General features: G+C 64.6%; 13 protein-coding genes. 2 read left to right on the forward strand and 11 right to left on the reverse strand.

Going from position 1 to position 13,081, the window contains the following annotated elements; all coding sequences use genetic code 11:
* Positions 1-7: 7 nt before the first annotated feature.
* Positions 8-661 carry a hypothetical protein gene (locus tag EN874_RS01415; RefSeq protein WP_127428186.1) on the reverse strand — a complete coding sequence of 218 codons (654 nt, stop codon included), beginning with the start codon at positions 659-661 and terminating at the stop codon, positions 8-10.
* The gene (locus tag EN874_RS01420; RefSeq protein ID WP_127428239.1) at positions 658-957 is read right to left on the reverse strand and encodes a DUF3572 domain-containing protein; all 300 of its coding nucleotides are present in this window, start codon (positions 955-957) and stop codon (positions 658-660) included. Before EN874_RS01420 ends, EN874_RS01415 begins: the two co-directional genes overlap by 4 nt.
* Before the next feature lie 236 nt (positions 958-1,193).
* Here EN874_RS01420 and EN874_RS01425 point away from each other — a divergent pair, with 236 nt between their 5' ends.
* Together EN874_RS01425 and EN874_RS01430 are read left to right on the forward strand one after the other, a co-directional pair.
* A complete protein-coding gene (locus EN874_RS01425) occupies positions 1,194-1,565 on the forward strand; it encodes a response regulator (protein ID WP_027166515.1) in 372 nt (123 codons plus the stop codon).
* A 21-nt stretch (positions 1,566-1,586) separates the two neighbouring features.
* Complete coding sequence (locus EN874_RS01430; RefSeq protein ID WP_127428187.1) at positions 1,587-2,960, forward strand: PleD family two-component system response regulator; 1,374 nt, start codon at positions 1,587-1,589, stop codon at positions 2,958-2,960.
* A 544-nt stretch (positions 2,961-3,504) separates the two neighbouring features.
* Here the strand turns inward: EN874_RS01430 and rpmG are convergent.
* From rpmG to EN874_RS01480, 9 genes are all read right to left on the reverse strand, one after another.
* Positions 3,505-3,672, reverse strand: coding sequence for a 50S ribosomal protein L33 (gene rpmG, locus EN874_RS01440; RefSeq protein WP_006201775.1), 168 nt, complete (start codon positions 3,670-3,672; stop codon positions 3,505-3,507).
* The gene (locus tag EN874_RS34910) at positions 3,606-4,190 is read right to left on the reverse strand and encodes a nuclear transport factor 2 family protein (protein ID WP_127428188.1); all 585 of its coding nucleotides are present in this window, start codon (positions 4,188-4,190) and stop codon (positions 3,606-3,608) included. Before EN874_RS34910 ends, rpmG begins: the two co-directional genes overlap by 67 nt.
* A gap of 33 nt (positions 4,191-4,223) precedes the next feature.
* Positions 4,224-4,706 (reverse strand): hypothetical protein, encoded by a 483-nt coding sequence (locus tag EN874_RS01450; RefSeq protein ID WP_127428189.1) that lies wholly within the window; start codon positions 4,704-4,706, stop codon positions 4,224-4,226.
* Positions 4,707-4,803: 97 nt separating this feature from the next.
* Complete coding sequence (locus EN874_RS01455) at positions 4,804-5,979, reverse strand: MFS transporter (protein ID WP_127428190.1); 1,176 nt, start codon at positions 5,977-5,979, stop codon at positions 4,804-4,806.
* 20 nt (positions 5,980-5,999) lie between these two features.
* Entirely contained in the window at positions 6,000-6,740 is a 741-nt protein-coding gene (locus EN874_RS01460) for an NUDIX domain-containing protein (protein ID WP_127428191.1), read from the reverse strand.
* A 191-nt stretch (positions 6,741-6,931) separates the two neighbouring features.
* Positions 6,932-7,360, reverse strand: coding sequence for a DUF983 domain-containing protein (locus EN874_RS01465; protein WP_127428192.1), 429 nt, complete (start codon positions 7,358-7,360; stop codon positions 6,932-6,934).
* A complete protein-coding gene (gene rnr, locus EN874_RS01470; RefSeq protein WP_127428193.1) occupies positions 7,360-9,666 on the reverse strand; it encodes a ribonuclease R in 2,307 nt (768 codons plus the stop codon). Before rnr ends, EN874_RS01465 begins: the two co-directional genes overlap by 1 nt.
* A gap of 6 nt (positions 9,667-9,672) precedes the next feature.
* On the reverse strand, positions 9,673-12,240 hold the full coding sequence (topA, locus tag EN874_RS01475) for a type I DNA topoisomerase (protein WP_127428194.1): 2,568 nt from the start codon (positions 12,238-12,240) through the stop codon (positions 9,673-9,675).
* A gap of 329 nt (positions 12,241-12,569) precedes the next feature.
* Complete coding sequence (locus EN874_RS01480) at positions 12,570-12,947, reverse strand: hypothetical protein (protein ID WP_127428195.1); 378 nt, start codon at positions 12,945-12,947, stop codon at positions 12,570-12,572.
* Positions 12,948-13,081: the final 134 nt, after the last annotated feature.

A 13,081-nucleotide genomic window follows, 5' to 3' on the forward strand; every position in this document is an offset into this window, starting at 1 on the left:
CTATAAATTAGAGCCCGAGCGCGCCGGCGATCTTCGGCGCCGCTTCGCGCCAGTTCTCGACCGAGACGATGTCGCCCGGCGTCGGCGGCAGGAAGGCGCGCAGGCTGTTGTCGGCCATCAGGTGGAAGAGATGCGCGTCGGCGACCGAGTTGCGCGCCGACATCAGATTGGTGGGCTGGTCGTCGACGAAGGCGACGGGCCTGCCCCTGGCGCCGCGCAGCTTGGCGATGGCCGGTCCTTTCGCCATTTCCGTGGTCAGCAGCGGGTAGTTCAGGCCGAGCGTGTCGAGATGCGCCCGGCGCACGGCGCGATGCTTGTGCGGCATGGCGGTCAGGAGCACGATCTCGGCGCGCTGCCCGAGCGTCGCCAGCGCTTCCGCGGCGCCGTCGGTGATGCTTTGCCAATCGGCCTGCGCGTCGAAGAAATCGCCGAGAAGGGCCGAGACTTCGGGCTGCTCGATCAGCCTGCCGGATGCCGTCTCGGCGATGTTGCCGGTGAGGCGGAAGGAGGCGAGCGTCAGCTGGAAGCCGCGCGATTTCAGGAAATGCGGGAAGGGCCGGACGAATTCGAGCACGACATCGTCCACGTCGAGCACCAGCAGCGGCCGGTCGTCGGCGGCAAGTTCCTCGATCTGACGCGCGGTCTCGGGGTCGTCGCTCATGCGGAGCGCTCGTGATCATCATTGCCGAGCGGCAGCATGCGCAAGGCCTTGCCGACGTCGGCCGGCGGCGTGCCGGTCTCCTCGGCAAAGCGCAAAAGCGTCGGCTCGTGGGCGAGAATGAACTGCAGCATGCCGGCAAGGAAGCCCGGCTCCGCGGCTGCCTTGCGGATAGAATGCACCTCGATGCCGGTAATCGCCAGGAAGCGAGGCAAGAGTTCCGGATCGCCGGCGACGAAGGCAAGCGCCCTGACGGCAAGGGTTTCCGCTTCTTCGCGCATTGACGCTGCGTTCGCCATCATTACCTTTTGCGGTGTGGATGTGAGTCATTATTCCGCAGTAACGGCAAGCGTCGCTTGCGGCAAGTCTCAGCCGCCTAAGCCCTGCATCCGCAAGCGGAATCGGTGCGCTTTTCCGACGGCCGGTTTGCGTTTCGTCAATCATATTGACGTAGGGTACATGCGGGTTGGGTGCGATCCGGCAAGGACGCATGACGGCGGTCTTCGGCTCCGGGGACCGTCGGGACGGGAAATTGATGGCTAAGAAGGTCATGATCGTCGAGGACAATGAGCTCAACATGAAGCTCTTTCGGGACCTCATCGAAGCCAGCGGTTACGAGACGGTCCGCACGCGCAACGGCCTGGAAGCGCTGGACCTGGCGCGCCAGCACCGGCCGGACCTCATCCTGATGGATATCCAGCTGCCCGAGGTGTCGGGCCTGGAAGTGACCAAATGGCTGAAGGAAGACGACGAATTGCACTCGATCCCGGTCATCGCCGTCACCGCCTTCGCGATGAAGGGCGACGAGGAGCGCATCCGCCAAGGGGGGTGCGAGGCCTATATTTCCAAGCCGATCTCGGTGCCGCGCTTCATCGAGACGATCAAATCCTATCTGGGCGATGCCTGATGCCGAGCCGGAGCCTTTGAGATGACCGCGCGGATCCTCGTCGTCGATGACATTCCCGCCAATGTGCGGCTGCTGGAGGTCCGGCTGCTCGCCGAATATTTCGAGGTGCTGACGGCCGGCAACGGCCCGGATGCGATCGAAACCTGCGAAAACGGCAAGGTCGATGTCGTGCTGCTCGACGTGATGATGCCGGGCATGGACGGGTTCGAGGTCTGCATGCGGCTGAAGAGCGACCCGGCGACCTCGCACATTCCGGTGGTCATGATCACCGCGCTCGACCAGGTGTCGGACCGTGTGCGCGGCCTCGAGGCCGGCGCTGACGATTTCCTCACCAAGCCAGTCAACGATCTGCAATTGATGACGCGGGTGAAGAGCCTGGTCAGGCTGAAGTCGCTGACCGACGAGTTGCGGCTGCGCGCCTCGACCACGCGCAACATCGGCATCGAGGAGCTGCTCAGCCGCAACTTCGCGACGGAAGACACCAAGCCCAGAGTCCTCCTGATCGACGAGCGCAAGTCGTCGATCGAGCGCATCCAGAAGATGCTGCGCGGCAGCGCCGAACTCGATGTCACCACCGATCCGAACGCCGGCTTCTTCCAGGCCGCCGAAACACCCTATGAATGCGTGCTGATCTCGACGGCCTTTGCCGACTTCGATGCGCTGAGACTCTGCTCGCAACTGCGCTCGCTCGACCGCACCCGCTTCCTGCCGATCATCCTTTTGGCCGACGAGGGCGAGGAGGGGCGCATCATCCGTGGCCTCGAACTCGGCATCAACGATTACCTGACGCGGCCGATCGACCAGCACGAGCTGACGGCGCGCCTGCGCACGCAGGTGCGGCGCAAGCGCTACAACGACCAGCTGCGCGCCAGCGTCACCCAAACCATCGAGATGGCGGTGACCGACGGGCTGACCGGGCTGCACAATCGTCGCTATCTCGACAGCCACCTGCAGACGCTGTTCGATCGCGCCGTGGCGCGGCGCCGGCCGCTGTCGGTGTTGATCACCGATCTCGACCGCTTCAAATCCATCAACGACGCTCACGGCCATGACGGCGGCGACGACGTGCTGCGCGAATTCGCCAGGCGGCTGCGCAAGAACGTGCGCGGCATCGATCTCGCCTGCCGGTTCGGCGGCGAGGAGTTCGTCGTGGTCATGCCTGACACCGACGGGCCCGTCGCCGAGAAGGTGGCCGAACGCATCCGTGCCGAGATCGCGCAGGTGCCCTTTGCAATCGGGACGGACGGCAAGACGATCGAGGTGACGGTCAGCGTCGGCGTGTCGTCGGTGCTGAAGGGGGCGGACACAGTCGCTGCGCTGATGAAGCGCGCCGATCTCGCGCTCTACGAGGCCAAAAGCGGCGGCCGCAACCGGGTCGTCGCCAAGGCTGCCTAAAGCGCGTTGCGTTGAAACGGATCAGGCGACCACGCATCCGTTGCGCACTTTTGGGCGACATGTGCTAGGTCTTTTGATCTGGGCAGGCCGTTTTCTCAAAACCCGCCGCACACTTTTGAGCGACACGCATTGTAGAGGCGCTAAAATCCGGTCATCCGACAGGGTTACGAATTTACCTTAACCCAAGCGATTCGGCAGCCGTGGTTAAGAAATGGTTGATTTTCATACGTTCTTGCGCAAATCTGCGTCGCATAGACCGAAAACGAAGCCGGCACGAGGGTAGACTGCCCGGCTCGATCCGAAAAAATACCCCATGATGCTCAGGTCCGCCGCATCTCCTGGGTCCGTGGGGTCGGCCGGCCGGCGCTGGCACATAGTGGCCTCCTCGTACCGCTGCCAAACGCCGACCGGCCCCCTTTTTTCTCAAGACATGACGTCATGATTCAGCGCCAGGCAGCCGCACGCTGGCTTTGCCTGCCGGTTCGCCCGCCAAAACAAAAACGCCGCCCGGAGGGCGGCGCTTCGACGTTTCAGGACAACCAGGTTACTTGATCTTGGTTTCCTTGAACTCGACGTGCTTCTTGGCGACCGGGTCGTACTTGCGGAACGACAGCTTGTCCGTCTTGGTGCGGCTGTTCTTGCTGGTCACGTAGAAGAAACCGGTGTCGGCGGTCGACAGAAGCTTGATCTTGATGTTTGCGGCTTTGGCCATGATGTTCGTCCGTTAATGTTCGTGGAGTTTTGGCCGCTGGAGCACGGGGAAACACCCGGACGCGGGAAACTTGGCGCGACACATAAAGAACGCGCCCGGAAAGTCAAGCCCGCGAGGTTCCGAGGATCGTCCCGAGTTTCGGCGCCGAGCCATGGCTCATGTGAGGATGGACGGCGGTCGATCGCCCAAAGCCATGTCCCGTCGCCTTGCCGGCGGGCAATTTCCACGGTCACCGTGCCATTGGCAAGGCGCGTGGAGGTGAGCGCCAAATCCCCGTTGACGATAGCCGGACGCTGATCTCCAAGCTCAAACTTTGGCCCCGCGGCCACCAGCTTGGCGTAGAAGCCGCGGATGGCGTCCCTGCCGCGCGCCAACCGTCCGCCACCGATATCGAGGATGGCATCGGGCTCGTAGAGGGCTGCCATGCCCTCCGCATCTCCCGCCTGCTGGCAGGAAACCAACAGCCTCGCCAGATCCTGGGGATCGCTCGCCGGCTTGCGGTTTTCCTCTTCATTCATGGGCGACTTTCCAAACGCTGCCAGGCTCCGGCGTCATTCCGCCGCGACCGATTCTGGTCGCGGTGCCGCGCCGGGCCGATGCTGATCGGTCTTCCGGTCGCCGGTCGTGTTCCGCCAGCGGTTCGGATTGGTCCGGTCATCGGTGCCCTTGGAACGGCTGGTCAGCAACGGCTGGATGCGGATCACCGGCTCCTCATAGGAGTGAGCCTGGAATATCGCCTCGACGACGCGCGCGGCAAGCGCCTGGTCGTCGGGCAGTTCGAACGACACCTCGACGGTGCCCGGCCGCCTGCGCAACTCGATCTCGGCGCCCGCGGCAGCCCCTTCGAGCGTCCGGTGGCGCTCGATGCCCTGCGCCGACTGGTAGGCGTTGCCGTCATACCTGCCCATGCGCAGCGGCGTGATCGCCACCACCGCCTCCATGATGCGCTCGACATCGGCCGCCGGCGCCTGGAAGCTGACAAGCAGGAGAAGCTCCATCCTGAGGGATCTGGTTTCGAAGCCGCTGTCGATCATTGGTCTTTCCTCGCTCTTCCTGCGTTTGAACGAGGGTATAGCAGGAGGCCTGCTGACACGGTGATGTCAGGATATCCAGGCTTGATGACATTCCCCCTCAGAGAATCTTCCGCACCAGCCTGACGCAGACCAGGAGCATGTAAGCGGCGAAGAACAGCGCGAGCGACCAGCCGAAGCCCGAGGGGCCGAAGGCGTCCATGCCGATGCCGATCGCCTGCGGGCCGATCACCATGCCGACGCCGTAGCAGAGCACGAAGGCGGCGTTGGCGGAGGCCAGCTCATGACCGGAGAGCTGGGAACCCAGATGCGCGAGACCGATCGTATACATGGCCGCGACCACGCCGCCCCAGACGAACAGAAGGGCCGCCATGAGGTGCCAGTTCTGGGCGAAGAACGGCATGAACACGGTTCCGATGAGACCGACCGTGGCGCAGGCCAAGAGCAGGACGCGGCGGTCGGAGACGCGGTCGCTGATCATGCCGATCGGGATCTGCAACAGCACGTTGCCGAGACCGATCATGGTCAGCAACAGCGCGGCGTCGGCTTCCGAATAGCCGATGCGGCTGCCATAGACCGGGAACAGCGAAAAGCCGCCGGTCTCGACGGCGCCGAACACCAGCACGGCGAAGGTCGCGGTCGGCACCATCCAGATATAGCGCAGGAAATGGCTGGTCTCGCCGTCGGCGACGATCGCCGGGCTCTCGTTGCGGGCCGCCAGCACCGGGATGGCCGCGAGCGTGACCAGCGCAATGGTGACGCCGAACGGCAGGAAGCCGCTCGAGCCGAGATGCGCGAACAGCCACGGCCCGGCGGCGAAGCCCAGCGAAAGCACCGTGGCATAGATGCCGAGCACAAGGCCGCGGCGATGCGGCGGCGCCGAGGTGCTGATCCAGAATTCCGACAGTATGAAGAGCACCGTCAGCGAGATATGCAGCGCGACGCGGAGCGGGAACCACATCCAGAAATCCGGCGCGAAATGGAAGCCGACAAAGGCAAGCGCGCCGACGGCGATCATCAAAAGCATGGTCCAGGCGACGCCGAGCCGCATGGCAAGCGGCGTGGCGAGCGGCGAGCCCGCGATCGAGGCGAGGCCGGCGACCGCGGTGTTGAGGCCGATCATCGAGGCCGAATGGCCGCGCGTTTCGAGGATCACGCTGAGCAGCGGCATGCCGAGGCCGATGGCGATGCCGACCACGCTGATCGAGGAGATCGCCGCGATCATCGGCAACCAGTGTACGCGTTCGTCGCCCTTTTGCTGGGTATCGACCGTCATGGGATATGGATGCTCTGCTTCTAAAGGACTTCGCGGACGAAGCGGTTTCGGATCAGCCGGAAAAACGGCACGGCACCGCCCGGACGCAGCAAGGGATCGTGGGCGAGCCGCTTTTCCAGTTCTTCCAGGATCATGCGGGTAATGTCGGGAATGTCGGCCTTGCGCGCCTCGACGAGCGGCAGCCAGACGAGCTCTTCCAGCTCGTTGGTCGGGCCGCCGTCCGGCAACTCCACCGCGACATCCTCGCGCCAGGCGCTGAAGAAGCGCGTGTCGAAACGGCGCACGCGGTTGGGCGGGGTGATGGCGCGGGCGATGAAACGCACGGCCTCCAGCGACGGCGCCACGCCGTGTTCGACAAAACCCTGCCAATCGCGCTTGGCGGTCGCGAACGGGCCCTTGCGGCCGATCAGCAGGCCGGCTTCCTCGTAGGTCTCGCGGATGGCCGACAAGGCGATGGCGCGCGCCCGGGCAGTGCTTGCGCGGCCGGGACCGCTGGCGAGCCTTGCCTCTTCCTTGGCGTGCAGCGGGGCGGCCACCGGTATGCGGCTGTCGGCGGGATCGGTGCGGCCGCCGGGGAAGACGAATTTCCCGGGCATGAAGGCGTGGCCGGCATGGCGCCGGCCCATCAGCACCAGAACGTCGCTGCCGCTCCGGTCAAGCAGGATCAAGGTCGCGGCATCGCGCGGGCGAAGCGGCCGGCCGCCGTGCACGGCCAAGCCTTTATCGAGCTTGTCGACATCCGCCTTGGTCATTCCTTCCATGCGCTCGACCTAGCGGAAACTTCTCGAATGCGAAAGTGGCTTCGGTGTTCGGGTCCTTGCACCAGCCTCGGACGAAAAGTCGCTGCCGGAGCAATTCCAGGAAAAGCGCGCAGCGGCTCGCGGTCCGCAATTGCATAAAACAAAGGCTTGGAGATGGTCGTTGTTTCTATCAAAGGCAGAACCGCCGAAACTTAGGGATGCGGTTCAAACTCGTCCTTTTCGCCGCCGAAGCCGTGCATATAGAGCGCCCATTGCAGGCCGATGACGGCGCCCTTGATCGGCTGCAGCAGCGCGATGGCCAGACCGAAGGTCAGCGGCACCCAGATCAGCGCGTGCTGCCACAGCGTGAGCGTCGAGGTCGCCTCCACGGTCATGAAGGCGCCAACCACGATGTGGCCGACGATGACGATCACCAGATAGGCGGGAAGGTCGTCCGCGCGGTGGTGATGCAGTTCCTCGCCGCAGACGCTGCATCTTTCGACGGACTTGGTGAAGGCATGGAACAGCTTGCCTTCGCCGCAATGCGGGCAGCGGCCAAGCAGGCCGCGCTTGATCGCCGTCCACAACGGACGCGCGACGCGGCCCGAATGATGCTCGCCGCCGAAAAGCTGTTGTTCCATCATCTTCTCCTGCCGCGCGGCCCGAAACGCGACTGCGATGCGCGGGCGCGGCCCTTGGCCTTGTGGAACGACCGTCGCGAGCCAGGCAGCGGCTTCGGGTCGCTCAGCATCTCGAAACGCATCGCGCCGGCCATCGGCGCGACTTCGAGCAGTCGAACCTCGACGCGGTCGGCAAGCTGATAGCCCTTGCCAGTGCGTTCTCCAAACAGCGATCGAGCGGTTTCGTCGTAGATATAGTAATCGCCGTCGAGGCTTGAAACCGGAATAAAGCCATCAGCGCCATACTGCGGCAATTGGACAAAGAGTCCCGCCTTGGTGACGCCTGAGATGCGCGCGTCGAAGGTGTCGTTGATGCGCTCCGCAAGGTAAGCGGCGATCAGCCGGTCGACGGTGTCGCGTTCGGCGGCCATGGCCCGGCGCTCGGTGGCCGAGATCAGCGCGCCGACCTCTTCCAGCCGATCCGCCTCCTGCTGCGTCAGGCCGCCGGCGCCGAGACCCATTGCGGCAATCAGTCCGCGATGCACGATGAGATCCGCATAGCGCCGAATCGGCGAGGTGAAATGCGCATAGCGTCTCAGGTTGAGACCGAAATGGCCGATGTTCTTCGGCGAATATTCGGCCTGGCTCTGCGAGCGCAGCACCACCTCATTGACCAGCGCCTCGTTGTCGGCGCCGCGCACCCGCTCCAGAATGCCGTTGAACTGTCCGGGCCGCATCTGCGCGCCGCGCGCCAGCGACAGGCCCAGCGTGTGCAGGAATTCGCGCAGCGATTCCTGCTTGGCAAGCGAAGGCGCGTCATGGATGCGGTAGACCAGCGGCTCCTTCTTGCCTTCAAGCGTCTCCGCAGCCGCGACATTGGCCTGGATCATGAACTCCTCGATCAGCTTATGAGCGTCGAGGCGCTCCGGCACGACGACCCGGTCGACGGTGCCGTCGGGCTTGAGCAGGATCTTGCGTTCCGGCAGCTCCAGTTCGAGCGGCTGGCGGCTGTCACGGCCGCGCTTGAGCACCGCATAGGCGTCCCACAGCGGCTTGAGAACTGTATCGAGGATCGGCCCCGTCTTGTCGTCGGGCGCGCCGTCGATCGCGGCCTGCGCCTGCGGATAGGCGAGCTTGGCCGCCGATTTCATCATGACGCGGTGGAAGGAGTGCCTGAGCTTGCGGCCTTCGGCGGAAAAGGTCATGCGGACGGCGATGGCCGGACGATCCTCGCCTTCGCGCAGCGAGCAGAGATCGTTGGAGATGCGCTCGGGCAGCATCGGCACGACGCGATCCGGGAAATAGACCGAGTTGCCGCGCTTCAGCGCCTCGCGGTCGAGGGGCGTGCCGTAGCGGATATAGGCCGCGACGTCGGCGATCGCCACCGTGGCGATGACGCCGCCGGGGTTCTTCTCGTCCGTATCCGGCGTTGCGAAGACCGCGTCGTCATGGTCCTTGGCGTCGGCCGGATCGATGGTGACCAGCGGCAGGTCGCGCCAGTCCTCGCGGCCGGCAAGCGCCACCGGCTTCATGGCGTCGGCTTCGGCAATCACGTTGGCTGGAAAAATGTGCGGGATGTCGTGGGCGTGGATGGCGATCATCGAGACCGCCTTCTCGCTGGTCAGCGAGCCCAGCACCGCCAGCACCTTGGCGCGCGGCAGGCCGTACCGGGATGCCCGCGCGGGCTCGACCTCGACCAGGTCGCCGTTCCTGGCCCCGTTCTGGAATTCCTTGTCGACGATGAGTTCCGGCTGACGCCGCTCCACCGGTTCGATGCGGAAAGTCCCGTCCTTCAGCACGCGGAAGACGCCGAGGACAGCTTCGCTTCGCTTCTCGAAGACCTTCATCACCCGCCCGGTGTAGGCAGGACCCGATGGATCGTCGGTCGGGAAGGTCTTTGCAAGCACGCGGTCGCCGATGCCGGGAACAGGGCCGGTGGCGGCGCGGGACATGCGGATGGCGATGACGGGCGGCGAGCCAGGCCCGGTATATTCGCTCGGATTGGCCAGCAGCACGCCGTCGGCGTCACGGCCGACAATGTCGAGCACGGCGACATGGGGCAGGGCGCCCGCCCGGGTAAGGCGCTTGCGCTCCCTTGTCAGCAGCCCTTCGTCCTGCAAGTCGCGCAGCAGGTCCTTCAGCCAGATGCGGTCCTCGCCGCGCAGCGCGAAGGCCTTGGCGATCTCGCGTTTTCCGGAGCGATCGGGGTTCTCGGCGATGTAGCGCAGGATTTCGTCGCGTGAGGGCCGGTAGTCGTCCTTGACCTTGGCCCGGGTGTCGGCGCTACGCGGATCGCCGTGGCTTCTTCCGGAGATCCTGCGCGCCACGTCCTGCTATCCTTTCTTAGCCGCCCGGCGGAACGGCTTCTTGCCGCCTCCGCCCTTGGCTTCCTTTTCGGCGATCAAAGCGAGCGCCTCTTCAAGCGTCACCGATTGCGGATCCTTGCCCTTCGGCAGCGTCGCATTGACCTTGCCGTAGTTGACATAGGGGCCGTAGCGGCCGTCGCGCACGACGATCTTGCCGCCGCCGTCGGGGTGGTCGCCGAGTTCTTTCAGCGCCGCGGGCGTGGCGCCATTGCGGCCGCCCTTGCCCTTCTGTTGCTTCTCGGCGATCACCGAGACGGCGCGGTTCAGCCCGATCGAGAACACGTCCTCGATGCTCTCCAGATTGGCATAGGTGCCGTCATGCAGCACGAACGGGCCGTAGCGGCCGAGGCCGGCCGAGATCATCTTGCCGGTCTCAGGGTGCTTGCCGACATCGCGCGGCAGGGCCAGCAGCGCCAGCGCCTTCTCGTGATCGATCGACTCGGACGTCCAGCCCTTGGGCAGGCTGGAGCGCTTGGCTTCCTTGCCTTCGCCGCGCTGGATATAAGGTCCGAAACGGCCGCTGCGCAGCGTGATTTCCTCGGCCGTATAGGGATCCTTGCCGAGCAGCTTGACGCCGTCATCGCCATTGCCGTTCTCGCCGTTCGGATTGGCGGCGTCACCGAGCTGACGGGTGTAGGAGCACTCCGGATAGTTCGAGCAGCCGACGAAGGCGCCGAACTTGCCGAGCTTCAGCGACAGGTTGCCGGTGCCGCATTTCGGGCAGATGCGCGGGTTGGAGCCGTCCTCGCGCTCCGGGAACACCAGCGGCGCGAGCTCGTCGTTGAGCGCATCGAGCACGTCGGTGACACGCAGCTCCTTGATGTCGTCGACGGCGCCGGAGAAATCCTTCCAGAAGTCGCGCAGAACGTCCTTCCAGGCGAGCTTGCCGTCGGAAATCTCGTCGAGCTTCTCCTCGAGCGAGGCGGTGAAGTCATATTCGACATAGCGCTCGAAGAAGCTTTCGAGGAAGGCCGAGAGCAGCCGGCCCTTCGCCTGCGGCACCAGCTTGCGCCGGTCGATGGTAACGTAGTCGCGGTCCTCGAGCGTCTTCAGGATCGCGGTGTAGGTCGACGGCCGGCCGATGCCCAGCTCTTCCAGCTTCTTGATCAGCGACGCCTCGGAGTAGCGCGGCGGCGGCTCGGTGGTGTGCTGGGTGGCGTTGATCGCCTGGCGGGCAAGCTGTTCGCCCGAGCGGATCTCGGGCAGGCGGCGGCTTTCCTCGTCCTCCGCGTCCTCGTCCTTCTGGTCGGTATAGGCGGCGATGAAGCCGTCGAAGCGGACGACCGATCCGACAGCGCGCAGCTCGGCGTTGCGGGCGCCGTTGACCGCCTCGATCTCGACCGTGGTGCGCTCGATCTCGGCCGGCTGCATCTGGCTGGCAATGGCGCGCTTCCAGATCAGTTCGTAGAGGCGGGCCTGGTCCGCGTCGAGATATTGCCGAACGGAAGCCGGCGTGCGCCTGAAATCGGTCGGGCGGATCGCCTCATGCGCTTCCTGGGCGTTCTTGGCCTTGGTGGTGTAGAAACGCGGCTTTTCCGGCAGGTACTTCGCGCCGAACTCGCTGACGATGGCGTTGCGGGCGGCCTCGATCGCCTCAGGCGCCATCTGCACGCCGTCGGTTCGCATATAGGTGATGAGACCGGCGGTCTCGCCGCCGATATCCATGCCTTCGTAGAGTTTTTGCGCCACCTGCATGGTGCGCGTGGCCGAGAAGCCGAGCCCGGAGGAGGCGGCCTGCTGCAGGGTCGAGGTGGTGAAGGGCGGGCCGGGATTGCGTTTTGTCGGCTTGGCTTCGACCGACAAAGCCTTGAAGGTCGCCCCTTCAAGCATCGCCTTGATGTCGTCGGCCTGCGCCTTGTTGGCGATATCGAGCTTCTGCAGCTTCTTGCCGGCATAGGCGGTCAGCCGCGCCTCGAAGCTGTCGTTGCGCGGCGTGTTGAGGATGGCGGCGATCTGCCAGTATTCCTCGCGGATGAAGCGCTCGATCTCGGATTCGCGGTCGCAGACGAGGCGCAGCGCCACCGACTGGACGCGGCCGGCCGAGCGGGCGCCCGGCAGCTTGCGCCACAGCACCGGCGAGAGCGTGAAGCCGACAAGATAATCGAGCGCGCGACGGGCGAGATAGGCATCGACCAGCGGCGCATCGATCTGGCGCGGATTGGCCATGGCCTCCAGCACGGAAGCCTTGGTGATGGCGTTGAAGACGACGCGGCTGACCGGCTTGTCCTTCAGCGCGCGCTTCTGCCTCAGCACTTCCAGCACATGCCAGGAAATCGCCTCGCCCTCGCGATCCGGGTCGGTGGCGAGGATCAGCCCGTCGGCGTCCTTGACCGCCTTGGCGATGTCGGCGAGGCGCTTGCCTGAAGCGGTGTCGACCGACCAGGACATGGCAAAGTCCTCGTCGGGGCGCACCGAGCCGTCCTTGGCCGGCAGATCGCGGACATGGCCGAACGAGGCAAGGACCTTATAGTTCTTGCCCAGATATTTGTTGATTGTCTTCGCCTTGGCCGGCGATTCGACGACGACGACGTCCATGAGGTCTCTTATCAGCTGTGAGGCGGCGGAAGAACTCCGCGGCGCACGACGAAATCCCACTCTTTTCGTCGCTCACATGGCCGTGCTTTTGCGATCGGTCAAGGGGAAGGAGCCAATTTGCCGGCGCGCCGCCAGCGATACACTCTTAGAGTGTATGGCGAGGATCACTTTTTTGGAGCGTGGCGGATCGTGTCTCGAGCCACGGGAGGACCGTCGGCACGGCGACGCGAGTCGACTGAGCAAGGCGGATTGCTTCGAGGCAGGCGCCGTCGAAGGCGCAAACGGGCCGGCCGCCGGCGGAAGCCATCCGGCAGCCAGCTTGGGAAAATTCAGTCGGCCTTGACGACGTGCCAGACGCCGCCGACGCCTTCGCCGGCCATGTCGCCAGCCTTCTTGTCCTTGACGAAGGTGTAGACCGGCTTGCCGTCATAGGCCCACATATTGGTGCCGTCGGTTCGCTTGACGACCGACCATTCGTCATCCGCCTTGGCGCCCGCTGCCGCTTTCAGCGGCGGCCAGTTCTTGGCGCATTTGTCGTAGCAGGTGGACTTGCCCTTCTCGTCCTTGTCAAAGGTGTAAAGAGTCATGCCTTTGGCATCGGTATAGATCTTCTTACCCCCGACTTCGGCTTCCTTCCACGCCTCGGCGGCATGGGAAGCGGCGGTGCCGAGCAAAAGCGCCGCGAATCCAAGTGCAATAGATTTCATGATAAATCTCCCTGAGAACAAGCACGCGGTAATCGCGCGCTCACTCATTCAACGCATCAATGAGGTAATTTCTTCCTCGACCGGGCGACGATGTGCCACAGAATGGTGATTGGCATGGAGGCTTTTGCATCGCT

Source organism: Mesorhizobium sp. M1D.F.Ca.ET.231.01.1.1 (genome assembly GCF_003999155.2).
Lineage (GTDB): Bacteria > Pseudomonadota > Alphaproteobacteria > Rhizobiales > Rhizobiaceae > Mesorhizobium.